The sequence below is a fragment of the Nakamurella multipartita DSM 44233 genome (genome assembly GCF_000024365.1).
GTDB lineage: Bacteria > Actinomycetota > Actinomycetes > Mycobacteriales > Nakamurellaceae > Nakamurella > Nakamurella multipartita.
In genome coordinates this window covers 1742371-1768139 of sequence record NC_013235.1, presented here as the reverse complement: position 1 = coordinate 1768139, position 25769 = coordinate 1742371, and the positions used below count along the sequence as shown (strand labels likewise).

Below are 25769 nucleotides of genomic sequence, written 5' to 3'. Positions count from 1 at the left end.
ATCGGCCCGTCCTGAGGGGCGATGCTCGTGGGCATCGTCGTGCTCGGGAGGCCGGGAATGGCTCTGGTTGTCTTGTCGAAGGTGGAGCAGCGGCTGGACGCAGTTCGGGCGGTGCTGGCGGGTGCCACGGTGACCGAGGTCGCGGCCGCGGTCGGGGTGTCCCGGGTGAGCGTGCATGCCTGGTTGCGGCGGTACCTGACCGAGGGCGTGACCGGGCTGGCGGACCGGTCGCACCGACCCCGGTCGTGCCCGCACCAGGCCGGCGACGAGGTGTCGGTGCGGGTCGCCGAGCTGCGGCGGACCCACCCACGGTGGGGCGCCAAGCGCATCCGGATGGAGCTGCTGCGCAAGCCCGCCGGCCTGACGGTTCCGTCGACGGCCACGATCAACCGGATCCTGATCCGGCACGGCCTGGTCACCCCACGCCGCCGGAAACGGCCGCGGAGCTCGTACCAGCGGTGGGAACGACCGGGGCCGATGCAGCTGTGGCAGCTCGACATCGTCGGCGACGTCTGGCTGGTCAACCCTGCCACCGGAGTTTTGCGGGGGGTCAAGGTCGTGACCGGGGTGGACGACCATTCCCGGTTCTGCGTGATCGCCGCGGTCGTCGAGCGGGCCACCGGGCGGGCGGTGTGCCTGGCCCTGGCCGCGGCGTTGGCCCGGTTCGGTGTTCCGGGCGAGATCCTGACCGACAACGGTAAACAGTTCACCGCCCGGTTCGGTCGCGGCGGGGAGGTGTTGTTCGACAAGATCTGCCGGCACAACGGGATCACCCACCGGCTGACCCAGCCGGCGTCGCCGACCACGACCGGCAAAATCGAACGATTCCACCTGACGCTGCGCCGGGAGCTGCTCGACGATCACGAGCCGTTCGAATCGCTGGCCGCCGCGCAGGCCGCGGTCGACGAGTTCGTCCGGGTCTACAACACCGAACGGCCGCACCAGGCCTTGGACGGGCAGCGGCCGGTCAGCCCGGCCGACCGGTTCACCCCCATCAACCCCGCCGAGGCGGAGTTGGTGCCGCTGTGGCTGCCACCCACGGTCGCCCCCGCGCCGGCTCCGACGACGTCCGCACCGTCCGGTGACCAACCCGACAGTGCCGGCGCGGCAACACCTCCAGGCCCCGGCCGGGGCGGCGCGGGCGGGGCGGTCGAGTTCGACCGGGTTGTTCCGCCGGCCGGGAACTTGCAACTGGCCGGCCGGCAGCTCTGGCTCGGCCCGGCCCGCTCCGGGCAGGTCGTGCGGTTCTGGGCCGACACCACCCTGATCCATTTGTTCATCGGGGGAACCCGGGTCAAGACGGTCCGCTCGCACCTGACGGTCACCGACCTGTCCGCGCTGCTCGCCGCCGGGGCCGTGGCCGCCGGCCCGTCCCCGCTGCCGCCGGTCCAACCCGGTGACGCCGTGGAGGTCGAACGGGTCGTGACCCGCGGCGGCACCGTCGTCCTGGGCGGGCACGCCATGCTGGCCGCGGAGATCCTGGCCGGCCGGCAGGTCGGGATCCGCATCGAACGCGACACCCTGATGTTCTTCGACCTGGACACCCGTGAGTTGCTGCGGGTGCGGCCGAACCCGTTGCCGCACGAGCAAATCGTTCGTCTCCGCGGGAACCGGCCGGCCGGGCCGCCACCCCGGCCGTCTACCGAACCGGTCCGGGTCCAGCGTCGCGCGTCGAGCACCGGCGTGATCACCGTGTGCCGACAGAAAGTCGCGCTCGGCCGCACCCATCAGCACCAGACCGTGACCGTTCACGTGTCCGACACCACCCTGGCCATCGAATTCGACGACGGCGAAACCCGAATCATTCGACGGACCACGACAATTCCGGTGCGTAACATCAAGGCCGACCGACCACGATCGGCCACAACCCAAGTTGTCTAGGCCCGGTGTAAAGGATCAGCTGGCACAAAATCGTTAACCATCCCCTGAACCAAGGCAACGACGTGGCGCCTTGTCCTCCGTCGGGTGATGTGCGACAGCCGTCCGCCAGTTGATGTGCGACACCGGGTCGGTTCGGCACCCTTGGGCCGGATGCCTCCGTGGGGCGTCCCGTGCTCCGAGCAGGCCTATCTGGGAGCCCCACAGGTTCTGGTGCCGCGTGCGGCCAGCCGGAGTCAGATGCGTTGTCGTGGCCCCTAGAGATTCGGCTCGGCCCAGCAGCCCGACGTATCGGCGGTGTGCCGTCCCAGACGCGGCGGTGCAGTCTGGGCAGAAGGCTCGATGCTCGGTCCCCTTTGCCGGTGCGTTGTAACACGTGGCTGTCCCCCCGGACGTCGTCGGCCTGGCCGTGCAACTGCTGCGACCCGCACCTTGCCTATCGTGGACGGATGAGCTTGGTCCGGTTTGCGGAGTCTACGGCCCGCGAGTGTTTGGAGCACGCCCTTCCGCGGCGTTGGGCTCACTCCCGGGCGGTCGCGACTGTCGCTAGTTCAGTGGCCTCGGAGCTTGGCCAGGAAGACGCCGACGTTCTGGTCAGCGCGGCCTGGCTCCACGACATGGGGTACTCCCCCGACCTCGCGGTGCTCGGCTTCCACCCGCTCGACGGCGCCCGATTCCTCCGCGAACGGGCGTTCCCCGAGCGGGTCGTGAACCTCGTTGCGTTCCACTCCAGCGCCGCGGCCGAGGCTCAAGAGCTCGGCCTGGGCGCGCAGCTGGCCGAGTTCACCGATGAGCAGACGCTGGTCCGCGATCTCCTGTGGTTCGCCGACATGACGGTCGGGCCCGATTGCCAGCGACTGACCTTTCCCGTCCGCATGGCCGAGGTTCAGCAGAGATACCCGGCCGACCACCATGTCGTCAGCCCTGGCGGTGAACTGGCCGCAATGGGAGACCGCAATCGAGCGGGCGCAAGCCTGGATTCGCGACGCCGGCCTGTCTCACGTGTAGTACGGCTCGCCGCCCGCGTAGACGTGCTCGATGCGCAGCCGGATCGACGGGTGGATGGTGAGCCCGGCCATCTGGTCTCTGGGCACCCAGTCGGCGTTGGTGGCCTCGTTGCTGGACCGAGGGGTGCCTCCGATCGGCCGGCCCCGGAAGCACACCGAGAATTCTTGGCGGACCTCGCCGTCGGAGAACCCGACGACGTGGTGGGGGTTGAGAAGATGCCGACCAGCCCGTCCACCCGGATGGTCACGCCGTCTCTTCCAACGTCTCCCGGATCGCGGTCTCGGTCAGGGTCTCGCCCAGCTCGTGACGCCCGCCGGGGAGGCCGAGCAGGCCGCTGGCTGTGCGTCGGATCATCAGCAGGCGTTCCTGGTCGTCGACGACGAACGCGGACGCCGCGACGACGATGCTGTTCCGGCGCGCCCGCATCGAGCCCCCGTGACCGCCACCGAACCGCGTTCGGTCACAAACGTGGTCACAAATGGCAAGAAAAACGGCCCCCGGACTATGTCCGAGAGCCGTTTTGCCTGATCACGATGGTAGCGGGGGCAGGATTCGAACCTGCGACCTCTGGGTTATGAGCCCAGCGAGCTACCGAGCTGCTCCACCCCGCGTCGTTGTACATCTCACTGTAACAAGGTCCCCGGCCGTTCTCCAAATCGATTCCGCCCCAACGCATGTGACGGCGGACACCACCCGGAGAAACAGCTGCGGGCGGCCCTCCGAACCTCCGGAAGGCCGCCCGCCACTGTACGCCATGCGCCGAGGGCTACCCGCCGGCCGACGTCGGGACCGGGCCCAGGCTCGCGCTCGGGATCGCGGTGCCGGCCAGCTGCAGGTACGCGTTCACCGCGTCCTCCAGCTTCTGGCTGGCCGCGCCGATCTGCCCCAGGTCACCGGAGGCCTTGGCCGCGTCCAGCGCACTGGCCGCCGCGTCCAGCTGGGCCAGCGCCGCCGCCTGGTCGGCGGGGGGCGCCGCGGTGGTCGTCGGCTCGGTCGTCGTCGGCGCCGCCGTGTCCGAGGGCAACAGGTCGGTGCCGTCCCCGGTCGCCGGGGTCTGCACCGGCGCGCTCTGCGCCGCTCTGGTCAGCGCCTGGGTGAGCGTGTTACCCACCCCGACCCGACCGGCGTACCAGACCAGCACCCGGTTCAGCTGCGGGAACGAGGACCCGGACGATGTCGCCGCACCCTGGATGTAGAAGGGCTCGACGTACAGCAGCCCGTCGTTCACCGGCAGGGTCAGCAGGTTGCCGAAGATGACCCGCGACCCGCCCTGGTTGGTGGCCAGGGTGACCAGGCTGCTGACCTCCTGGGTCGTCCGGAACAGCTGCTGCACCTGTTGTGGACCGGGTGTCTGGGTGGCCGTGGGTAGTCGCAGCACCGTCAGCTTGCCGTATTCCTCGGGGTCGGAGCCGGCCGAGACATAGGCGCTCATGAACTCCCGTTGGAAGCCGGTGAGCACACTGGTCAGCTGGAATGTTGCCTGATCGGACCCGGGCAGCTTGACCTGCAGGTAGTACGGCGGTTGGGCCGCCTGCACGGAGGTGTCGCTGACCGTCGGGTCGTTGGGCACCCGCCAGAAGCCGGAGCTCTGGAAGAAGTCCACCGGGTCGTCGACGTGGTAGCGCACCAGCAGCGAACGCTGCACCTCGAACAGGTCCTGCGGGTACCGGAAGTGCGCCCGCAGGTCCGCGCTCACCTCGCTGTTGGCCTTGACCAGCCCGGGGAACACACCCTCCCAGGCCTTGAGCACCGGGTCGGTCTCGTCCACCGCGTACAGCGTGACGGTGCCGTTGTAGGCATCGACGGTCGCCTTCACCGAGTTGCGGATGTAGGACACCTGCTGGTTGGTCTGCCCGGCGGCGGCGCCCCGCGCGGCCAGCGAGTTGTTCGTCGCGTCCGAGAGCGTGACCGCCTGCGCGTACGGGTAGTTCGCCGCCGTCGTGTAGGCGTCGACGATCCAGACGATCCGCCCATCCACCACGGCCGGGTAGGCCTTGGTGTCGGTGGTCAGGAACGGCGCGGCCAGCTTGACCCGCTCGATCGGGTCCCGGTTGTACATGATCTTGGAGTTGGCGTTGATCTCCGAGGAGAACAGGAAGTTCTGCTCGCCGTACTCGGTGGCGAACACCGCCCGCTGGAACAGGTTGCCCACCGGCACGCCGCCGCTGCCGGTGTAGGTGTACCGGGAGCTGTCAGTGTCGTACTCGCGGGGCGCTCCGCCGTCACCGCCGACGATCGCGTAGTCGGTCACCAGCTGGCCGTAGTAGGTGCGGGGCTGGTTCACCGGGATCGGCGACGCCGCGCCCCCGGCCTCCTGCCGCTGCAGGGCGGCCAGGTCGGAGACCACATAGTCCGGGTAGCCGTTGACCACGGTGTTCGCCGGCGCGGCCACGAAGCCGTCACCATGGGTGAACACCATGTGCTCGTTGATCCAGTTCTTCTGCGCGTCGTTGAGCCCGTCGGCGTTGAGCTCGCGGACCGCGACCACGTAGTCCTGGGTCTGCCCGTTGACCGTGTATCGGTCCATGGCCAGCTGGTCGGGGAAGCCGTAGAAGTTGCGCAGCTGCTGCTGCTGGGTGAACGTCGGCGAGAGCACGTTCGGATCGAGCAGGCGCGCGTTGGGCACCGTGCTCTGGTCGGCCACGATCTCCTGCGGATCACCGGTGAGCTGCCCCGGGTAGTTCACGTAGTTGATCTGGTCGTCGCGGATCTGGTACGCGGTTCGGGTGGCCTCGATGTTGCGGGCGATGTACTCGGGCTCCCGGTTGATGCCGTTGGGGTTGACCACGACCTGCTGCAGCACCAGCGGCCACACCCCACCGATCAGCACGCTGGACAGCACCAGCAGCCCCAGGGCGATGGCCGGCAGCTTCACCGAGCGGGTGAAGGCGCCGACGATGAAGCCGATCGCGCAGATCAACGCGATCAGCATCAGGATCAGCTTGGCCGGCAGCACCGCGTTGATGTCGGTGTAGGAGGCGCCGGTGAAGGTGGGGTTCCGGTTGGAGAACAGCAGCTCGTACCGGTCGTACCAGTACTGCACCGCCTTGAGCAGCACGAACGCCGCGACCAGCAGGGACAGCTGCATGGTGGCCTGCGGCGTCACCTTGCGGCCCGGCCCGGACAGCCGGATCCCGCCGAACAGGTACTGCACGACCGCGACCAGGATGAAGCAGATGGCGATGATCAGGAACAGCCAACCCAGCACCAGCTGGATCATCGGCAGGGTGAAGACGTAGAAGCCGACGTCGTTGCCGAACTGCGGGTCGGCGGTGCCGAAGTCTCCCCCGTGCAACCACAGCTGCACGACCGTCCAGTCCGACTGCGCGGACAACCCGCAGACCAGGGCGACCAGGCCGGAGATGCCGAAGGCGAACAGCTTGGGCCGGGTGGTGACAATCGTCCGGTAGGGCGCGAGCGGATCCACCTCGGCCGTCGGCACGAAGACCGGCCGGGACCGGTAGGCCAGGTACATGGCCAGGAAGACCAGACCACCGGCCCCGAGGCCGGCGACCAGGAACATGGCCACCCGACTGATCGCCTGGGTGGTGAACACCTCGCGGAAGCCGACCTCGCCGTACCAGAGCCAATCGACGTAGATCCCGACGAACTGGAACCACAGGATGGCCAGCACGGCGAGACTGACGAGCGCGATCAACACCCGCTTCGCGCGCTTGGACATGGTCGGTAGACCGACAGGGGGCCGCATGGCCACGGATGAACTCCTCGGGTCGTCTCTCATGCATCGAGCCCGCCAATGATCGCCGCTGGACGGCGTTCGGCCGTGCGGACCGGATGCCAGGCGAGTCGAGTCGTACGCGCGTGCTCGATCCCTCAACTGTAGGCATGGGCCGCAGGGTTCCCCGGATCGGGCAACGATCGGGCAACGGACGGATTCACGCAGAACTCATATGCGTCAGCTGTGTGCCCCCCACGTGCGAAGATCATCGGAATGAGTGAGGACCGTGACCTGGCTGCCGCGCTGACCGAGGTCGAGCAATTCGTCGCCTCCGCTGGGTGGGACCGGCCGGTGCAGCTGTTCGCGCTGGTCCGCACCGAGGACCTGCTCGCCGCCCAGCCGTCGCTGGCCGCCGAACTGGACACGGCGGTCTACACGCCGATCGCCCAGGACCCGTTGCCGGACCAGGACGTGGCCCGGGGCCTGGCCCAGGTGTCCTGGCCGGCCGGCGTCGCCGGCTGCGTGCTGGTCCAGGAGATCCTGGTGCTGCCGCCCAGCGCCCAGGAGGCCCTGTCCGAGGACCCGGACGCGGCCGCCGCCCAGGCGGCCGAGCATCCGGAGCGGACCGAGGCGCGGCTGGTCGCCGGGGTCCTGCGGTCCGGACCCCGCGCCTGCCTCCTGCGGGTGCGGGTGCCCGCCGGGGAGCAGGAGTTGCCGCTGGTTCGCGGGGCGGATCTGGCTCCCAACCTGCTGGACGCCCTCGAGCTGACTTTCGACGACCAGAACTGAGCGCTGCCCTAGCAGCCGGGCGGGGTGCCGCCCGCCCGCAGCGTGTCCAGCGCCGCGGTGGCGTCGGTGAGCGTCCCGACCTTGACCAGCTGCAGACCCTCCGGCACCTGGGTCAACGCCTCCGCGCAGTTGTCCGCGGGCACCAGGAACACGGTGGCGCCGGCCTCCCGAGCGGCGATCATCTTGAACAGGATGCCGCCGATCGGGCCGACCTTGCCGTCCGCGTCGATGGTGCCGGTGCCGGCGACGAACTCGCCCCCGGTCAGGTCCTCGTCGGAGAGCCGGTCGATGATGCCCAGCGCGAACATCAACCCGGCCGACGGGCCGCCGATGCGTTCCAGCGCGATCGTGATGTCGAAGGGCGCCTGCGGCCGCTGCACGGCGCCGATCCCCAGCACACCCTGGGTGCCCACGCTCGGGTTGCTGCCCAGGGTGACCTTCTCGTCGACGCTCTGCCCGTCCCGGTGCACGGTGACCGTCACCGTCTGACCCGGGGTGGTCCCGGCCAGCGCGGCCTGCAGGGAGGCGAAGTCGGTGATCGGCGTGCCGTCCAGCCCGACGATCTTGTCCTGCGGCTGCAGCACCCCGGAACTGGGTGAGCCCTCGGCGATGTCGCCGACGTAGACCACGTTCGGGTAGTCCAGATAGCGCAGGGCCGCGATCTCGGCCGCCGACTGCGAGTCCCGGAATGCCTGCGCGTTCTGCGCCTCCACCTGCTCGACCGTCTGGTCCGGCGGGAAGTAGTCCTCGCGAGGGGCCAGCGCGAACCGGCCCGACGCCCACAGCCCCAGGCTCTCGAACAGGGTGATGCCGTCGCTGATCGAGATGGTGGTCATGTTCAGGTTGCCCTCGCCGGAGCGGGCGGCGTCCGCCCCGGCCGGTACGTCGTCACCGGTGAAAGTGATCACCTGGGTGTCGCCGACCGAGCCGAGCACGTTGTAGGTCACCCCCGGCGAGATGGCGACGTACGGGATGGGAATGGCCACCGCCGCGGTCAACAGGACCGCGCTGGTCGCGCCGCCCACGACGAGGGTGCGGCCGCGGGTCGACAGCCGGGTGAACCAGGACATGACTGCGAGGGTAGGGGTGAGCAGGATCGTTCACACCCACGCCACCCAGGAGGGACGAAAGTGCGTAACGTGGGCCGCATGACGAATCTGCCCTTCGGATTCAGCCCATCCGGAGATGACGACCCCGACGGCAAGCCGGGCCAGGGCCCGGGGCCAGGCGGTTTCGACCTCGGCCAGCTCGGCTCGATGCTCTCCCAGCTCGGCCAGATGATGTCGCAGGCGAACGCCTCAGGTGCCTCCACCGGCCCGGTCAACTACGACCTGGCGCGCCGGCTGGCCACCTCCCAGTTGCCCGCCTCCCACCCGGCCTCCGCGGTCGACGTGAACAAGGTGGTCGAGGCGATCAAGCTGGCCGAAGTCTGGCTGGACGGCGCGACCGCGCTGCCCGCCGGGGCCCGCACGGCCACCGCCTGGACGCCCCGCCAGTGGGTGGACGCGACCATGCCGGCCTGGGAGAAGCTGTGCTCCCCCATCGCCGAGCAGGTCTCCCGCGCCTGGGTGGACGGGCTGCCCGAGCAGGCCAAGGCCCAGGCCGGACCGCTGCTGGCGATGATGGGCTCGATGGGCGGCATGGCCTTCGGCTCGCAGCTGGGCCAGGGGCTGGCCCAGCTGGCCACCGAGGTGCTCACCTCCACCGACGTCGGCATCCCGCTCGGACCCGAGGGCACCGCCGCGCTGCTGCCCCGCTCGATCAGCGAGTTCGGCGCCGGGCTGAACCTGCCCGAGGACCAAGTGCGGCTGTACCTGGCCGTCCGCGAGGCGGCCCACCACCGGCTGTACGCGGGCACCCCGTGGCTGCGGGACCGGGTGGTCGCGCTGATCAACGACTACGCGCGGGCCATCTCGGTCGACTTCTCCGCGGTCGAGCAGCTGGCCTCCAACATCGACCCGTCCGACCCGGCCAGCATCGAGGCGGCGCTGGGCCAGGGCATGTTCGAGCCGACCATCACCCCCGGCCAGCAGGCCGCGATGGCCGAGCTGGAGACCCTGCTCGCGCTGGTCGAGGGCTGGGTGGACACGGTCGTCGCCGACGCGGTCGGCGAACGGCTGCCGGGGGCCAACGCGCTGCGCGAGACGCTGCGCCGGCGCCGGGCCACCGGTGGGCCGGCCGAGCAGACCTTCGCCACCCTCATCGGCCTGGAGCTGCGGCCCCGGCGGCTGCGCGCCGCCGCCGAGCTGTGGCAGGCCGTGGGCGAGTCCCGCGGCACGGACGGCCGGGACGCCCTGTGGGCCGACCCGGGCCTGCTGCCCTCGGGCACCGACCTGGACGACCCGAAGGGCTTCGTCGAACGCGACAAGCAGTTCACCGAGCTGCTCGCCGGGTTGGACGACATCGAGACCCAGCTGCTGGGCAAGCCGGACGACGCGACCGACCCGGCCGATTCAGCCGCTCCGGCTGATTCCCGGGACCCGGCCGGCGACGACGGCAACCCCGACGAGCAGCCGCCGCGCCCGGTCTGACCCGGGCGCGGGCCGGCCTCCCGCTCACACCGCGCTGGACGGGCTCCACAGGTTGATGCCGGTGTCGACGGCGTGCGCCCCGATCCGGTCCAGCTCCTCGTCGTCGAAGGCCAGGTTCGCCGTCGCCGCCAGGTTGTCCTCCAGCTGGCGCACCGACGACGCGCCGATCAGCACCGAGGTCACCCGCTCGTCCCGAAGCGCCCAGGACAGGGCCAGCTGGGCGAGCGACTGACCGCGGTCGGCGGCGATGCCGTTGAGCGCGCGGATGTGGCTCAGCGCCTCGTCGGTGAGCAGCTCGGGCGAGAGCGAACCGCCCCGCGCGGCGCGCGAGTCCTCCGGCACCCCGTCCAGGTACTTGCCGGTGAGCATGCCCTGGGCCAACGGGGAGAACGCGATGCAGCCGACGCCCAGCTCGCCCAGGGTGTCCAGCAGGCCCTCCTCGATCCAGCGGTTGAGCATCGAGTACGACGGCTGGTGGATCAGCAGCGGCGTGCCCAGGTCGGCCAGGATCTCCGCGGCCCGCCGGGTCCGCTCCGGCGAGTAGGACGAGATGCCCGCGTACAGCGCCCGCCCGGAGGCGACCGCGGTGTGCAGCGCGCCCATCGTCTCCTCCAGCGGCGTGTCCGGGTCGGCGCGGTGCGAGTAGAAGATGTCGACGTAGTCCAGACCCATCCGCCGCAACGACTGATCCAGCGAGGCCAGCAGGTACTTGCGCGAGCCGCGGTCGCCGTAGGGCCCGGGCCACATGTCGTAGCCGGCCTTGGTGGAGATGACCAGCTCGTCCCGGTACGGCCGGAAGTCCTGGGCCATCAGCGCGCCGAAGTTGGTCTCGGCCGATCCGTACGGCGGGCCGTAGTTGTTGGCCAGGTCGAAGTGGGTGACGCCGAGGTCGAAGGCCCGGCGCAGCACCGCCCGTTGGGTATCCAGCGGGTTGACGTCGCCGAAGTTCTGCCACAGGCCCAGCGAGACGGCGGGCAGCAGCAGGCCGCTGCGGCCGGTGCGGCGGTAGGGCATCGAGTCGTAGCGGGCGTCGTCGGCGAGGTAGACGGGGGCGGGGAACGGTGAACTGGCCATGCGGCCCAGTCTGTCAGCCGGATCGACATCGGGGCCGTTCAGCGCAAATCCCCGGCTCGGCGGTGCGCTGCGGGTACGGTGAGCGCCGGTCCGATCCACGGATCAAGCGGGTGCGGGCTTGCCGGCAACGAGGCCATCTCGGGCTCCGGGCCGCCGCGAACGAAAGGAAGGGCCGATGGCCGAGACCTACAACGGCTACTGCGTGAAGTGCAAGGAGAAGCGGGACTTCGAGGGTGAGGTCGCCGAGACCAACGGTCGCCGGATGGCGAAGGGCACCTGCCCGGTCTGCGGCACCAAGATGAACCGGATCCTCGGCAAGGCCTGATTTTCGGGACGCCCCGGGGGACTCCCGGGGCGGGACGGTTATCCACAGGAGCGATCGCCCTGTGGACAACTTTCCCCGTGCCTCGTCGGGATGCGTCACCCTGGTCCGGGGTGATGACGAGGTGGCTGTTCATGACGTGACGCGGGTGGATCTGTCGGCCCGCTATGCGCTGTCCGCGGACGTTCCGCTGATCGTCCGGTCACCGGACGAACTCCAGATCGGCGTCGAGGAACCGCGGCGGGTCTGCCTGCTCAACGCACCACCGGACGCGGCCACCATCCTGGCCGAGCTGGACGGGCTGCGTCCGGTCGACACTGTGTTGAAGGCCCACGACGCCGACCCGATGGTCTGGGGATCGCTGCTCGGCGAGCTGCTGGCCGCCGGGTTACTGGTCGACGCGGCCCGGTCCGCGCACCGGCCGGGCGCGGTGCCCGGGCACCTGGCCGGCGAACGGATCGGCCTGGCCCACCGGCACGGGCAGGCCGCGGCCACCCGGATCCTGCAGGCCCGGCAGGACGCGCTGGTCGTCGTGCACGGCGACTGCGCGGCCGCGACCCTGGTCGCCACCCTGGTGGCGGCGGCCGGCGTCGGGCACGTCCATCACGATCCGTCGCCCCCGGGAGCCGACCCGGACGCGCGTCCCCGCCCGGCCGCCGGCTCGACCGCCACCCGGGCCCTGCGGGCGGCGAACCCGCTGGTCCGCACCCATCGGCCGGCCGCCCACCAGTCTCCGACGCTGGTCGTCCTGGTCGGTGAGCAAGTCCCGGACCTGGTCCGGGCGGCCATTCTGGTCCATCAGCGCATCCCGCACCTGGCGGTGCTCACCCAGGCGGCCCGCGCGCTGGTCGGCCCGTTGGTGCTGCCCGGCCGATCCAGCTGCCTGGGCTGCGTGAACCGGCACCGCGCCGACGCCGACCCGGGCTGGCCCGCGGTGGCCGGTCAGCTGTCCCGGCAGACACCCCGCGCGCCGGTGACCATCTCGGCGATGGCCGCTTGCCTCGCCATCGGGCAGACCCTGGAGCTGATCGACGGCACCGGGGTACCGACGACGGTGAACGGCTCGGTCGAGTGGACGCCCGACGCGCTGGCCCCCCGCCGGCGCACCTGGCCCGAACACCCGGATTGCGGTTGCCACCGCACCCCGTGAGCGCGCCCGGCCGAGCCCGTCGCCGCCCCTGACACAATGGGCAGGTGGCCGACATTCCCCGCGGTGCCCTGAACAGAACCGCACGTCTGGCCAGCCTGCCGCTGTCGGCGGCCGGTCGCGCCACGCTGGGCCTGGGCCAGCGGTTGGCCGGGCGGGACCGCGACCAGATCAGCAGCGAGATGCAGCGGCGCACCGCCGAGCAGCTCTTCGAGGTCCTCGGCACGCTCAAGGGCGGCGCGATGAAGTTCGGCCAGGCCCTGTCGGTGTACGAGGCGGCCATCCCCGACGAGTACGCCGCGCCCTACCGGGAGGCGCTGACCAAGCTGCAGAACGCGGCCCCGCCGATGCCGCCGGAGACCGTGCACAAGATCATGGCCCACCAGTTCGGCACCGGCTGGCGGTCCCGCTTCCAGGAGTTCGACGACACCGCCGCCGCGGCCGCCAGCATCGGCCAGGTGCACCGCGGCATCTGGCACGACGGGCGCCAGGTCGCGGTCAAGTTGCAATATCCGGGCGCGGACGCCGCCCTGCGCTCGGACCTGGACCAGCTGTTCCGGGTCGCTCCCCTGCTCGGCATGGTCATCCCCGGCACCCAGATCCGCCCGCTGGTCGCCGAGCTGCGCGACCGCATCCTGGAAGAACTGGACTACGCCCGCGAGGCCGACAACCAGCGCCAATTCGCCGCCGCCTACACCGACGACGCCAACTTCCTGGTGCCCCGGGTGGTGGCCAGCGCCCCCAAGGCGATCATCGGGGAATGGGTGGACGGCATCTCCCTGAACAAGATCATCGCCGGCGGCACGACCGAGCAGCGCAACCGCGCCGGCACCCTGCTGGCCGAGCTGCATTTCGCCGCCCCGCAGCAGGTCGGCCTGCTGCACGCCGACCCGCACCCGGGCAACTACATGCTCACCGAGGACGGCCGGCTGGCCGTCATCGACTTCGGCTCGGTGGCCCGGGTGCCCGAGGGCACCCCGGCGATCATCGGCCGGGTGACCCGGATGGCCCTGGAAGGCCGGGCCGATCTGGTGATGGCCGCCCTGCGCGAGGAGGGCTTCATCCCGGCCGGCTACGACCCCGATCCCGAACTGCTGATGGACTACCTGGTGCCGTTCATCGAACCGCTGCGCCAGCCCGAGTTCCATTTCACCCGCACCTGGATGCAGGCGCAGGCGGCGCGAATGTCGAACTTCTCCAGCGAAGAGTCAAAAATGGCGCGCAATTTGAACCTGCCGCCGTCCTATTTGTTGATTCACCGGGTCACTCTCGGCTCGGTCGGCGTGCTGTGCCAGCTGGACGCGACCGCGCCGTTCCGGGAGATCGTCACCCGGTTCCTGCCCGGGCTCGACGAGCCGGACACCCCGGCCCACGCCTGAGTTGTCCGCGGCCGGCCCTACCAGTACTCCTGGTCGAGCTTGGCCTCGATCGAGCGCAGGTGCGCCCGCGCGCAGTCCGGGCAGGTCCACACCGGACCGCGGGGTCCATGCTCGAGCATCCAGGTCACCGGCGCGTCCGGCACCGCCTGGCCGCACAGTTGGCAGGCTGCGAGAATGCGCTGATCGCCCGGTTTGACCGGGCCTGACAGTGGGTATTCCACCGCGCCACGATAACTCCGCCGTCGATTCTGGGTTCATCGAGCTCGACAACGTTGTCATCCAGTAGTAACACCCCGTAATGCATTGACTGCATTGGGGGGCTTGCATGAGTCCCATCCGTTCCGGATGCCGCGCACACCAGGAGGTGCATCGTGACCCAGACCGAGCCGCGACCATCGCAGCCCGCCACCAATCTCAATTCCGAGCAGGAGGGGTACAAGCAGAGCCTGGGCCGGCGCCAGGTCCAGATGATCGCCATCGGCGGTGCGATCGGCACCGGCCTGTTCCTGGGCTCGGCCTCCCGCCTGCACAGCACGGGTCCGGCCCTGCTGTTCAGCTACGCCTTCGTCGGCGTCATCGCCTATTTCTTGATGCGCGCGCTGGGCGAGCTGGTGCTGCACCGCCCCACCTCGGGCGCCTTCGTCTCCTACATGCGCGAGTTCTACGGCGAGGCCGGCGCCTACATCACCGGCTGGATGTACTGGTTGAACTGGGCGCTGACCGGGATCGCCGAACTGTCGGCCGTCGGCCTGTATGTCCAGTTCTGGTGGCCGACCATGCCGACCTGGGCGACCGTGTTGATCGCGCTGGTCGTGGTGTTGATCATCAACCTGTTGTCGGCCAAGGCGTTCGGCGAGTTCGAGTTCTGGGCCTCGATCCTCAAGGTCACCGCGATCGTGGCGTTCCTGATCGTCGGCATCGTGGTCGTGGTCGGTCGTTTCACCATCGGCGACCACCAGGCCGGGTTCGAGAACCTGTGGAGCAATCCTGGCGGCTTCTGGCCGTCCACCGGTGATTTCGCCTGGTATGGCCCGATTCTGGTGATGTCCGGCGTCGTGTTCGCCTACGCCGCGATCGAGATGGTCGGCGTCGCGGCCGGCGAGATGGCCGATTCCCGACGGGAAGTGCCCAAGGCCGTCAACGCCGTCATCTTCCGGATCGGCGTCTTCTACTGCGGGTCGATCCTGCTGCTCGTGTGCATGCTGCCCACCAGCGAGTACACGGCCGGCACCAGTCCATTCGTGACGGTGTTCGAACGATTGGGCCTGAACTGGATGGGCGCCCTGATCCAGGGCATCCTCATCGTCGCCGCCATGTCCAGCCTGAACTCCGGGCTGTACTCCACCGGCCGCGTGCTGCGCAGCCTGGCGGTGTCCAAGCAGGCCCCCAAGTTCACCATGAAGATGAGCGCGTCCGGGGTGCCCTGGGCCGGCATCGTGTTCACCTCGATCGTCTACGTCTTCGGTGCGCTGCTCAACGCGATCGAGCCCGATGCGTTCGAGATCGCCCTGGAGGCCGCCGCGATCGGCGTCATCTTCACCTGGTCGACGATCTTCCTGTGCCAGATCCGGCTCAGACAGCTCACCGACCGGGGCGTCATCCCGGCCAGTTCGTTCCCGATGCCCGGCTCACCCTGGACCAGCTATATCGGCCTGGCCTTCCTGGCCTTCGTGATCGTCGGCATGGCCATCTCCGGCTGGCAGAGCTCGCCGTACTTCTGGCACAAGACGAACTTCATCGTCATCGTGTTCGGCATCCCGATCCTGGCGGTCGTGTTCATCACCGGTTGGCTGATCGTGCGGCCCAAGGTGCACGCCCACACCGGCGGCCGGATGAAATCGGCCTGGACCAACGACGGGCCCCGGTACGAGTCGCCGATCGACACCGAGCACACGCTGGCCGAGCTGGACGAGGACCATGCGGTGCCCGGGGTCGCCCCGGCCCCGCCGGCCGCGCCCGACGAGAAGGGACGGTGAGGCGGACCATGCGCCATTCCCGTCGTGGCCTGGTCGGGGCCGTGCTGGCCCTGACCCTGGTCGGGTTGGCCGCCTGCAGTTCGGGCTCCGGCTCGGTCGGCACGCCCAGCACCGTCTCCGGCGCCCAGGAGGGCGGCAAGCTCACCATCGGCATCTCGTTCGACCAGCCCGGGCTGGGGTTCAAGGACGGTGAGACCTACCGGGGCTTCGACGTCGACACGGCGACCTACGTGGCCGCCGCGCTCGGCGTGCCGAGCCAGAACATCACCTGGGTGCAGGCCGATCCGAGCGAGCGGGAGAAGCTGCTGGAAAGCGGTGACGTGGATCTGGTGTTCTCCAGCTACTCGATCACCGATCAGCGCAAGCAGGTGGTCGACTTCGCCGGCCCGTACTTCGTCGCCCATCAGGACCTGCTGGTCCGGCGCAACGAAACCGACATCACCGGGCCGGACACGTTGGACGGTCGGGTGCTGTGCTCGGTGACCGGGACGACGTCCTCGCAGTACATCAAGGACAACTACCTGGGCCGGATCACCCTGACCGAGTACCCGCGGTTCTCCGACTGCGTGGCCGCCCTGGCCAACAGCGAGGTGGACGCGGTGAGCACCGACGACGTCATCCTGGCCGGGTTCGCCGCGCAGGATCAGTACAAGGGCAAGCTCAAGCTGGTGGGCAACGGGTTCACCGACGAGCGGTACGGCGTCGGCATCCCCAAGGGTGACGACGCGCGCGTCGCCCAGGTCAACCAGGCGCTGGCCCAGTACATCGCGGACGGCTCCTGGCGGGCGTCGCTGGACGCCACCGTGGGCCCGTCCGGGTACGCGATCCCGGACCCGCCGACGCCCGGGTCCGCCTGACCCCCGTGCGCACGAGCGGCCGGTGAACACCGAGGAGCTGACCGGGCGGCTGGGCCGGTACCCGCCGTTCGACCGGCTCGACGCCGCCCGGCTGGCCGACCTGGCCGGCCGGGCGCGCACCGTCCGGTTCCGGGCCGGCGAACTCGTCCTGGACGCGTTCGCCAGCCCGGTCCGCAACGTCCTGTTCGTCATCGAGGGCCGGGTCGACCTGTGGTGGGAGCCGGGTCCGGGTCCGTCGTCGGTCCCGGACGACACGGTGGGGCCCGGCTCGTTGATCGGGATGACCAGCGTGCTGGCCGAGCGGGCCCTGGGTCCGCGCGCGGCCGCCGCCACCGACGTCCGCGCGGCCGCCCTGCCGGTCTCGGCGCTGGCCGGCGCATTCGCCGCCCTGGGCGGCGCCCGCTACCTGGCCGCCCACACGCCGGCGACGGCGACCGGCGGCATCGTCCGTCCGGTCCCGCCGCTGGCCGCGTACACCACCGTCGACGACCTGATCGTGCACGATCCGCTGATCATCCCGACCGGCTCGACGCTGGTGCAGGCGGCCGCGCAGATGACCGCCTTCGATGCGCCGTGCGCGGCGGTCGCGCTGCCCGGCGGCCGCTTCGGCATGCTCACCGACACACTGATCCGGCGGGCACTGGCCGCCGGTGGTGACCTGTCCACCCTGGCCGCGGACGCGGTCGCGGACCGTCATCCGCCGACCGTGGTGCGGGGCGACTCGGCCGCCGAGGCGCTGGTCGTGCTGCTGGACCGGGACGCGGATTTCGTGCTGGTCGTCGACCGGGTCGGCGGCGTGTGCGGGGTGATCGCCCCGCGCGACTTCATGGTCTCGCCGGCCACCGCCGGCATCTCGTTGCACGAGCAGATCCGCCGCGCGGCCACCGTGGACGAGTTGTGCCAGCGGGCGCGCCGGCTGCCGGCCGTGCTGGACGAGCTGGTCACCCGCGGCCTGACCGTCAGCAAGGTGATCGGCGTCCACTCGGCGATCATCGACACCATCGTGCGGCGGGCGATCCGGCTGGTCTTCGACCATCGTCCGGAGCTGTCGGTCGATGCGTTCACCTGGCTGGCCTTGGGCAGCAACGGCCGGCACGAGGCGGTGCTCAGTTCCGACGTGGACTCGGCGGCCAGCTTCGTCGACGGCCTGCCGACCAGCCAGATCGCCGCCTATCGGGGCGCTTTCGCCGAGGTGGCGGACATCTTGGACGGCGCCCGGCTGTACCGGGACAAGCGCGGCACCTCGGCGCAGAATCCGCTGTTCGCCCGGACCAACGCGCAGTGGCGGGCCGCGGCGCTGGAATGGATGGCCGCGCCGGACCGCAACAACGGCGCGATCATGACGTCGCTGCTCGTGGACGGCCGGCCGATCCACGGCGATCCGGGCCTGTCCGAGGTCGACCGGGTCTTCGCCGACGTCCGCAAGCATCCGGGCACGATGCGCCTGCTGCTGCAGGAGATGCTGGCCCGGCGGGCCAAGCCGCACGTGCTGCGGGAGGCGTTGCGGCGCCGGCCGGAATTCGTCAACGTCAAGAACGACGGGCTGCTGCCCCTGGTCAACCTGGCCCGGTGGGCCGCGCTGAGCGTGGGCTCCTCGGCATTGCCGACGGTCGAGCGGCTGCGCGCGGCGGCCGGGTCGGAGATGATGCCGCAGGAGTCGGCCTCGACGTTGATCGAGGTGTTCGGGGAGCTGCAGCGGCTGCGGCTGCGCTATCAGCTGCGACAGTGGCGCGACGGCGAGCCGCCGACGGATGTGCTGGAAATGGCGACGGTGTCGCCGATCGACCGCAGCATCCTGGCCCAGGCGATCCGGGAGGTGGCCGCGGTGCAACGGCGGATGGACAACATCGCCGTGTACGTGCCGGTGGACGAGTGGACGGCGCGTCAGAACGCGGGTTCCTGACGCGCCGTCCGTGGTCAGCGGCTCTTGCGGGCCGCCTTGGCCCGGCGGATCTGCCGGGTGCGCTCGACGTCCCGCTGGATGTCGCGTATGCGGTCGCGAGCCAGATCTTCGATGAGAGAACTCATGTCATGCCTCCGAGAATGGTCCGCCGATCGGCGGAGCGCAGATGTGCTGATGTGCTTGGGTTGTGGCGAGACTGGGCTGGCCACAACGGATGTGGACGGGAAGCGCCGGGCGGCGCGGGACCGGACCGGCGTGGTCATGCCGCGACCTTCCGGGGCCGGCCACGCGGCCGCTTCCGGGCGATCACGACGCCGTGGTCGAAGATCTCGCCACCCCACACACCCCAGGGCTCACCGCGGTCGAGGGCCGCGGCCAGGCACTGCGGCCGGATCGGGCAGTCGACGCACAGCGCCTTGGCCTGTTCCAGTTCGTCCGGCCGTTCGGCGAAGAACAGGTCGGGGTCCCCGGACAGGCAGGGTAGGTCGTCGGTCGGTGGGGTGTCGATGAGTTCGAGCAGGTGCATCACGGGGGCCTCCGTGAGGATGGTGGTGGCCGTCCGGTCCGGGTGGGCCGGCCTACGGCTCGGAGTACGCGAAGGGCCTGTCAAATACAGGCAAACAAGGCATTCACCCCATAGGGCGAACCAGCGGAAAGACAAGGGCGGCCGATCAGGCCGTGGGCGCTCCCTGGCGCTGGAACATGCCGCCGCCAAAGACATCGACCTGATCGTGGCGCAGTCGCGCCGTGATGGCTGGCCCCTCGATCCGCCGCAGGTGCGCGACGCAGAGGCCGGACCGACCGCTGATCATCCGCGGATTGAACATGTCGGCACCTCCCTCTCGTCGACCCCGCCTGCGCGGAGAGCATGTCGTGGCGTTCTGATCACTTCGCTGCCGCACTCCGGGCCCGTCACGGACCGTGGTGCACCAACGGGAACGACAGTAGGGCGGGGCGCCAGGACGACGCAACTGAATATCGCAGAATTTTCTCAGGAACTTTTCACGCCGGCCCGGCCGACGATCTCGAGCACGTCGGAGCCGTAGGCATCGAGCTTGGCCCGACCGATCCCGGGGATGGCCAGCAGCGCGGCCACGTCCGCCGGTTTGCGCTCGGCGATGGCCAGCAGGGTGGCGTCGGAGAACACCACGAAGGCCGGCACCGAGGCCTGCGTTGAGCGGTCCTTGCGCCAGCTGCGCAGCGCGTCGACCAGCTCGGGATCGGCGCTGGAGGGGCACTTTCCGCAGCGCCCGGACTTGATCTGGGTCGGCGTGGACAGCGCCGCCCCACACACCCGGCAGCGGCCGGGGGCCCGGCCGGTGCGGTCCGGGCGGGCACTGTCGGGGGCGATGCCGGTGAGGAACCGGCTGCGTCGCCGGGTGCGCCGGCCGCCCTCGGTGCGCGAGAGCGCCCAGGACACGGCCAGCCGCGTCCGGGCCCGGGTGACGCCGACGTAGAGCAGCCGGCGCTCCTCCTCGATCTCCTCGGGGGTCTCCGCGTGCTGGATGGGCAGGGTGCCGTCGGTCAGGCCGACCAGGAACACCGCGTCCCACTCCAGGCCCTTGGCCGCGTGCAGCGAGGCCAGGGTGACCCCCAGTGCGGAGGGCGCGTGCTGGGCCTCGGCCCGCTGGTCGAGCTCGCGGACCAGCTCGGGCACCCCCGCCTCCGGGTCGGCGGCGGCCAGTTCCTCGGCCAGGCTGACCACGGCCAGCAGCGAGTCCCAGCGGTCGCGCAGCGCGCCGGGCGCGGGCGGTTCGTCGGTCAGGCCGACCGGCACCAGCAACTGCCGGACCGCCAGCACCAGGCCGGGGCCGGGCGAGTCGGTGACGTCGGCGCCGGAGGCCTCGGCGGCGGTCCGCAGCACCCCGATGGCCTGGCGCACCTCGGGGCGGGCGAAGAACCGCTGCCCGCCGCGGATCACGTACGGCACCCCGGCCGCGGTCAGCGCGTCCTCGTACCCTTCGGACTGGGCGTTCATCCGGTACAGCACGGCGATCTCCGACGGCGGGGTGCCGTCGGCGATCAGCGCGGCGCAGGCGGCGGCCACCGCGCGGGCCTCGGTCGGCTCGTCCGGATGCTCGTCGAAGGTGGCCGCCGGACCGTCCGGCAGCACCGCGGTGAGCTTGAGCCGGTACCGGGTGGTGGCGCCGGACGCGCCGGCGATGACCCGGTTGGCCAGCCCGACGACCTGCGGGGTGGACCGGTAGTCGCGCTCCAGCCGGACGACTTCGGCGTTGGGGTAACGCTTCTCGAAGCCCAGCAGGTAGCGGGGGGTGGCCCCGGCGAAGGAGTAGATGGTCTGGTTGGCGTCCCCGACCACGGTCACCGCATCCCGCCCGCCGAGCCAGGCATCCAGCGTGCGTTGCTGCAGCGGGGTGACGTCCTGGTACTCGTCGACGACGAAACTGCGGTAACGGGAACGGAACTCGGCGGCGACGTCGCGGTCGTCCTCCAGCACCGCGCAGGTGTGCAGCAGCAGGTCGTCGAAGTCGAGCTGCTCGGCCTCCTGCTTGGCCCGCTCGTACCCGGCGAACACCTTGGCCACGGTCTCGGCCGGCAGCGGGGTGTCCCGCCCGGCCTTGGCCACCGCGGCCAGGTACTGCTCGGGCCCGGCCAGGGTGGCCTTGGACCACTCGATCTCGCCGGCCAGGTCGCGCAGGGTGGCCGCATCGGTGGCGGCCCCGGCCCGGCGGGCGGCGATCGCCACCAGCCGCAACTTGTGCTCCAGCACCGGCCAGAGCTGACCGCCGACCGCGCGCGGCCAGAAGTAGCGCAACTGCTTGAGCGCGGCCGAGTGGAACGTGCGGGCCTGCACCCCGGGCACGCCCAGGGCCCGCAGCCGCAGCCGCATCTCCCCCGCCGCGCGGGTGGTGAAGGTGACCGCCAGCACCTCGGACGCCGGATGCGCGCCGGTGGCCACCAGGTGCGCGATCCGGTGGGTGATGGTGCGGGTCTTCCCGGTGCCGGCCCCGGCGAGCACACAGACCGGTCCGGAGGGCGCGAGCACGGCCGCGCGCTGCCCGTCGTCAAGGCCATCGAGGTAATTCATCGGCACCCAACCATGCTCGCACAGCCGTACGACACTTCCACCCCACCCTGTGCCGCGCGGATCAACTTCCCCGGCGCGGCCGAAGTCGTCGATTCCCGTCCCACTCGTCACATTCGGTGTGAGTTGATCCGCGCAGATCCCGGCGGCGGGGCCGGCGTACCGTCGGCCCAGCCGCCTGGCGAGGCCCACTCCAACCGTCGACGTGAGCGGTCGAGGTGGATCTGGATCGGGCGGCCATCGTCGGCGCGGATGAAGTCGTTGACTCGCGCCGCACGAGTCACATTCGGTGCAGTTTCATCCGCGCCGGCGAAGATGATCCGCGCGGGAAGGGGGGCGCCGGAGAAGTTGATCCGCGCGGGAAAGGGGGGCGCCGCCGGCATGGCTCCGCGCGGGGAGGGGGGCGCAGTGGGGGTCAGTCGACGGCGGCCCAGGCGTCGATCATGCGGCGGGCGATGGAGACCGGGCCGGGCAGGACGGCCGCGAAGGCGGTGCCGGCGTCGACCGGGGCGGCGTTGTCGCGCTCCTGCGGGCTCAGGGTCGGGGTGGGGTTGCCGACCGGCGAGAGCCAGTTGTCCTCGTCCGTGGCGATCAGCTGGCGCACGGTGTCCCGGTCGACCCAGCGGGCCGACTCGATCTCCCCCACCCGCGGCTTGAGCTCGTCGGCCCGCTCGGCCCGGGCGGCGAAGCCGACCATCAACGAGCGTGGGAACGGCCAGGGCTGGGAGCCCAGGTACTGCACGTCGCGGACCCGCAGTCCGACCTCTTCGTAGATCTCGCGGACGACGGCCGCCTCCAGGGACTCGCCGGCCTCGACGAAACCGGCCAGCACCGAGACCCGGCCGGGCGGCCAGATCGGTTGCCGGGCCAGCACGATCGAGTCGGCGCCGTCGTGCACGAGCACGATGACGGCCGGGTCGGTGCGGGGGAAGTCCTCGTGCTGGTTCGGGCAGACCCGGGACCAGCCGGTCAGCCGCGGCGTGCTGCCCAACCCGCAGCGCGGGCAGAAGGGGGCGGCCGCGTGCCAGGTGAGCAGCGCGGTGGCCGCGGTGAACAGGCCGGCCTCGGCATCCGAGAGCAGCGCGCCGATCTCCCGCAATCCGGCGAGCCCGGCCCGCGCGGCCCCGTCGGCAGCACCGTCGGCGTCGGGGTCGGCCGCGGCCACCGGGCCGCGCACGGCCCAGTGATCGACGCCGTCGACCACGCCGAGCAGCACCCCGTGCACCGGCGGCTCGTCGGCCACCGACGCCGCCGGCAGCAGGTGCAGACCGGTGCCGTCCCACCGGGTCCGGCCGGCGTCGTCGAGCACGAGCACGCGCGCGGATGGCCAGGCGGCGCGGACCCGGTCGGGGTCGCGGACGTCCTCGGACCGGTCGGCGGCGCCCCGGGACAGGGTCGGGGTGTCCATCTGCAGCTTCACGGCACGATCACCGTGCCCAGCCCACGCAACCCGGGCGCCACGGCGTCCAGGTCGCCCAAGACGACTCCGGTGAACGCGGCCGGCGCGAGCATGCCGGCGGCCGCCCGGGCGACCTCGTCGACCGTGGTCGCAGCCAGCCGAACCGGGTGTTCCCGCAACCAGTTCTCGTCCAGCCCGGAGCCGGCCAGCATGGACAGCATCGACGCCAGGCCCGCCTGGGTGGCCAGCGAGGTGGCCAGCGTGCCCAGCGCGTAGTTGCGGGCCGACTCGACCTCCTGCTCGGTCGGCGGCTGCAGGCTGAGCCGGCCCAGCTCGTACTGGGCTTCCAACAGGGCCGGGGCGGTCGCGTCGGTGGTGGTGTCGAAGCTGACGCTGACCGCCGCCCGCTCCGGCCAGAACTCCAGCGAGGACCGCGCGTGGTAGGTGAAACCCTTGTCCTCGCGCAGGTTCTCCACCAGCCGGGAGGAGAAGTAGCCGCCGTAGACCAGGTTGGCCAGCTGGTGCGCCGGATACGCCGGATCCGACCGGGTCACGGCCGGGCCGGACAGCCGCACCTGCGACTGCACGGCACCGGGCCGGTGCACGGCCAGCACCCGGTCGCCGACGATGGCCGGCGGCGGGGTCAGGGTGCGCACGGACCGCTCCGACGCCCATCCGTCCAGGGCCTGCGCGGCGGTGGCCAGAGTGCGGCTCGGGCTCAGGTCGCCGACCAACGTCAGGGTGGCGCCGCGGGGCACCACCGCGCGGGCGTGCAGGCCACGGACCGCCGCCGGACCGACCGCCGCGACCAGTTCGGCGTCCGGGATGTCCCAGGCGGCCGGGTGGTCGCCGAAGCGCCGGTCCTGCAGCAGCCGGTGCGCCACCGAGGCTGGCTGGGCGGCGGCGATGGCCAGATGCTCGACCAGCCGGGCCCGTTCGCCCAGCACGTCGTCCTTGCGGTAGGCGGCGCCGGTCAGGCTGTCGGCCAGCACCTCCAGCAGCCGGGGCAGGCCGGAGGCCAGCACCGACCCGGTGATCAGCAGCCGTTGCGGGTCGACGGAGGCGTCCAGATGCCCGCCGACGACGGCCAGGTCGGCGTCCACCTGCCGGCGGTCCCGCTGCTCGGTGCCCAGCAGCAGCGTCGCGGCCAGCAGCTCGGCCCGCGCGGCGTGCACCCGGCTCGGCCCGGCCAGCGGCACCCTCAGCCGGACCTCGACCAGCGGGCTGCGCGGCTTGCGCACGGCGAGCACGGTCAGCCCGTTGTCCAGGACGGCCCGGCCCACGGTCGGAACCTTGCCCCGGGCGCCGGGCACCAGCGCCGGCACCGGACGCGGACCGGTGGCGGTGCGGCCGATCTCCTCGGCGGTTCGGCTGGTCATGCCTGCTCCCCCGCTCCGGCCGGATCGGGCAGGATCCGCAGCACCGCGCAGCGATCGGGGTCCAGAGCGGCGGCCGCGGCGGCGATGTCGTCCGCGGTGAGCGCCGAGAGCAGGTCGGGCAGCTCGCCGAGCAACTCGGCCCGGCCGTGCAGCAGTTCCAGCGAGCCGAGCGAGCGGATCCGGCTGGTGATGCTGTCGTTCTCCCGGTAGAGCGAGGACGCGAACCGGGCCAGCGCCTGCTGCAGCTCGGCCGGCTCGGGGCCGTCGGCGGCCACCGCGGCGATCTGCTCGGCACTGGCCTCGATGACGGCGTCGGCGCTCACGTCGAGCGGGTGGATCGCCCCCAGCACGAACACGTCCGGATCCCGGGAGTCCAGCGGACCGCCGAGCAGCCCGGGCGAGGCCCACAGGTCGGTGGCCAGGTTCTGGTCGGCCACCACGGTGGACTGCAGGCGGGAGGACTCGCCGTCGGACAGGATCCCGGACAGCGCGATGAACGCCAGGTACCCGGGCAGATCGGCGACCGGATCGGGCATCCGCCACCCCACCGCCAGGGCCGGGGCGGGCGCCAGCGGGTCGAGGTGATCGCCGCGCAGCACCTGCGCGGGGGCCGGTTCGTCGAACGACGGGCGGACCGGCGCCGGGCGGAACGGGATGTCGTCGAAATGCCGCCGCACCCATTCCTGGGCCTGCTCCGGGTCGAAATCACCGCACACCGTGAGCACCGCGTTGGCCGGCGTGTAGTAGGTGTCGAAGAACTCGGCGCAGTCGGCCACGGTGGCCGCATTCAGGTCGACGAAATCGCCGTACCCGTTGTGCGCGTTGGCGAACGAGCTGAACAGCACGGCCGGCAGCTGCACCCAGGGGAACCCGCCGTAGGGCCGGTTGAGGACGTTGAGCCGGATCTCCTCGCTGACCACGTCGACCTGGTTGGCCAGGTTCTCCGCGGTGATCAGCGGGGCCCGCATCCGGTCGGCCTCCAGGAACAGGGCCCGTTCCAACGCGCCGGCCGGCACCACCTCGAAGTAGTCGGTGTAGTCGGTGTGGGTGGATCCGTTGAACACCCCGCCGGAGGACTGGACCAGCCGGAAGTGTTCCAGCTTGGGCAGCGACTCGCTGCCCTGGAACATCAGGTGCTCGAACAGGTGGGCAAAGCCGGTGCGGCCCTCGGGTTCGGAGCGAAAGCCCACGTCGTAGTGCACGGACACGCCGACCACGCCGGCGCCCCGATCCGGGGCGAACAGCACGCGCAGTCCGTTGTCCAGGACGAAGCGGTCGACCGGGTAGTCCGCGCGGGGCAACTTCGGTGTCCGCGGTCGGCCGGTTCGGCGGGCCGTGGGGCGGGCGGCTCGGGCCGCGACGGAGGGCACCGGGCCACAGTAGCCGCCGCGGCCGCGGGGCC

The 25769-nt window shown here is 71.2% G+C and carries 20 protein-coding genes, 1 tRNA gene and 1 pseudogene; 10 read left to right on the top strand and 12 right to left on the bottom strand.

Annotated features, from left to right (window positions below):
- Window positions 1–57 precede the first annotated feature (57 nt).
- Window positions 58–1881, top strand: coding sequence for an IS481 family transposase (locus NAMU_RS07995; RefSeq protein WP_015746902.1), 1824 nt, complete (start codon window positions 58–60; stop codon window positions 1879–1881).
- 446 nt (window positions 1882–2327) lie between these two features.
- Window positions 2328–2567, top strand: a pseudogene (locus NAMU_RS31725) (HD domain-containing protein); the annotation flags it as partial.
- Window positions 2568–3129: 562 nt separating this feature from the next.
- On the opposite strand, the gene NAMU_RS30400 reads toward NAMU_RS31725, so the two are convergent.
- The 3 genes from NAMU_RS30400 to NAMU_RS07975 form a co-directional block, all read right to left on the bottom strand.
- Window positions 3130–3312 carry an NUDIX domain-containing protein gene (locus NAMU_RS30400; protein ID WP_217180783.1) on the bottom strand — a complete coding sequence of 61 codons (183 nt, stop codon included), beginning with the start codon at window positions 3310–3312 and terminating at the stop codon, window positions 3130–3132.
- Window positions 3313–3420: 108 nt separating this feature from the next.
- Window positions 3421–3497: transfer RNA gene (locus tag NAMU_RS07980), tRNA-Met, on the bottom strand.
- A 155-nt stretch (window positions 3498–3652) separates the two neighbouring features.
- A complete protein-coding gene (locus NAMU_RS07975; protein ID WP_015746900.1) occupies window positions 3653–6601 on the bottom strand; it encodes a UPF0182 family membrane protein in 2949 nt (982 codons plus the stop codon).
- Window positions 6602–6838: 237 nt separating this feature from the next.
- Between NAMU_RS07975 and NAMU_RS07970 the strand changes: the two genes are divergently transcribed.
- Window positions 6839–7354, top strand: coding sequence for a PPA1309 family protein (locus tag NAMU_RS07970; RefSeq protein ID WP_015746899.1), 516 nt, complete (start codon window positions 6839–6841; stop codon window positions 7352–7354).
- Window positions 7355–7362: 8 nt separating this feature from the next.
- Here the strand turns inward: NAMU_RS07970 and NAMU_RS07965 are convergent, their stop codons facing one another.
- Window positions 7363–8424 carry a YlbL family protein gene (locus NAMU_RS07965; RefSeq protein ID WP_015746898.1) on the bottom strand — a complete coding sequence of 354 codons (1062 nt, stop codon included), beginning with the start codon at window positions 8422–8424 and terminating at the stop codon, window positions 7363–7365.
- Between the two features lie 78 nt (window positions 8425–8502).
- On the opposite strand from NAMU_RS07965, the gene NAMU_RS07960 reads away from it, so the two are divergent.
- On the top strand, window positions 8503–9885 hold the full coding sequence (locus tag NAMU_RS07960) for a zinc-dependent metalloprotease (protein ID WP_041368573.1): 1383 nt from the start codon (window positions 8503–8505) through the stop codon (window positions 9883–9885).
- Between the two features lie 24 nt (window positions 9886–9909).
- Here NAMU_RS07960 and mgrA read toward each other — a convergent pair whose 3' ends face one another.
- Window positions 9910–10959, bottom strand: coding sequence for an L-glyceraldehyde 3-phosphate reductase (gene mgrA / locus NAMU_RS07955; protein ID WP_015746896.1), 1050 nt, complete (start codon window positions 10957–10959; stop codon window positions 9910–9912).
- 175 nt (window positions 10960–11134) lie between these two features.
- Here mgrA and NAMU_RS29800 point away from each other — a divergent pair, with 175 nt between their 5' ends.
- The 3 genes from NAMU_RS29800 to NAMU_RS07945 all read left to right on the top strand — a co-directional run bounded on the left by NAMU_RS29800 (window position 11135) and on the right by NAMU_RS07945 (window position 13807).
- Window positions 11135–11284 (top strand): DUF5679 domain-containing protein, encoded by a 150-nt coding sequence (locus NAMU_RS29800; RefSeq protein ID WP_015746895.1) that lies wholly within the window; start codon window positions 11135–11137, stop codon window positions 11282–11284.
- A 136-nt stretch (window positions 11285–11420) separates the two neighbouring features.
- Window positions 11421–12431, top strand: coding sequence for a hypothetical protein (locus NAMU_RS07950; RefSeq protein WP_138180006.1), 1011 nt, complete (start codon window positions 11421–11423; stop codon window positions 12429–12431).
- A gap of 44 nt (window positions 12432–12475) precedes the next feature.
- A complete protein-coding gene (locus NAMU_RS07945; protein ID WP_015746893.1) occupies window positions 12476–13807 on the top strand; it encodes an ABC1 kinase family protein in 1332 nt (443 codons plus the stop codon).
- 17 nt (window positions 13808–13824) lie between these two features.
- Here the strand turns inward: NAMU_RS07945 and NAMU_RS07940 are convergent, their stop codons facing one another.
- Window positions 13825–14028 (bottom strand): hypothetical protein, encoded by a 204-nt coding sequence (locus NAMU_RS07940; RefSeq protein WP_041368571.1) that lies wholly within the window; start codon window positions 14026–14028, stop codon window positions 13825–13827.
- Between the two features lie 150 nt (window positions 14029–14178).
- Between NAMU_RS07940 and NAMU_RS07935 the strand changes: the two genes are divergently transcribed.
- The 3 genes from NAMU_RS07935 to NAMU_RS07925 are packed head-to-tail and all read left to right on the top strand — an operon-like array spanning window position 14179 to window position 18543.
- Complete coding sequence (locus NAMU_RS07935) at window positions 14179–15783, top strand: amino acid permease (RefSeq protein ID WP_015746892.1); 1605 nt, start codon at window positions 14179–14181, stop codon at window positions 15781–15783.
- 8 nt (window positions 15784–15791) lie between these two features.
- Complete coding sequence (locus NAMU_RS07930; RefSeq protein ID WP_015746891.1) at window positions 15792–16640, top strand: glutamate ABC transporter substrate-binding protein; 849 nt, start codon at window positions 15792–15794, stop codon at window positions 16638–16640.
- A gap of 22 nt (window positions 16641–16662) precedes the next feature.
- A complete protein-coding gene (locus NAMU_RS07925) occupies window positions 16663–18543 on the top strand; it encodes a putative nucleotidyltransferase substrate binding domain-containing protein (RefSeq protein WP_015746890.1) in 1881 nt (626 codons plus the stop codon).
- Between the two features lie 259 nt (window positions 18544–18802).
- Here NAMU_RS07925 and NAMU_RS07920 read toward each other — a convergent pair whose 3' ends face one another.
- From NAMU_RS07920 to NAMU_RS07900, 6 genes are all read right to left on the bottom strand, one after another.
- Window positions 18803–19069, bottom strand: a complete 267-nt coding sequence (locus tag NAMU_RS07920) for a WhiB family transcriptional regulator (RefSeq protein ID WP_015746888.1) — start codon at window positions 19067–19069, stop codon at window positions 18803–18805.
- Window positions 19070–19214: 145 nt separating this feature from the next.
- Window positions 19215–19370: a hypothetical protein gene (locus tag NAMU_RS29795; RefSeq protein ID WP_015746887.1), complete on the bottom strand. Its 156-nt coding sequence runs from the start codon at window positions 19368–19370 to the stop codon at window positions 19215–19217.
- A gap of 164 nt (window positions 19371–19534) precedes the next feature.
- Entirely contained in the window at window positions 19535–21592 is a 2058-nt protein-coding gene (locus NAMU_RS07915) for an ATP-dependent DNA helicase UvrD2 (RefSeq protein WP_015746886.1), read from the bottom strand.
- Between the two features lie 412 nt (window positions 21593–22004).
- Entirely contained in the window at window positions 22005–23009 is a 1005-nt protein-coding gene (gene nudC, locus NAMU_RS07910; protein WP_052307860.1) for an NAD(+) diphosphatase, read from the bottom strand.
- Window positions 23006–24367, bottom strand: a complete 1362-nt coding sequence (locus NAMU_RS07905) for a M16 family metallopeptidase (RefSeq protein WP_015746884.1) — start codon at window positions 24365–24367, stop codon at window positions 23006–23008. Before NAMU_RS07905 ends, nudC begins: the two co-directional genes overlap by 4 nt.
- Window positions 24364–25668, bottom strand: a complete 1305-nt coding sequence (locus NAMU_RS07900; RefSeq protein WP_015746883.1) for a M16 family metallopeptidase — start codon at window positions 25666–25668, stop codon at window positions 24364–24366. Before NAMU_RS07900 ends, NAMU_RS07905 begins: the two co-directional genes overlap by 4 nt.
- Window positions 25669–25769 lie beyond the last annotated feature (101 nt).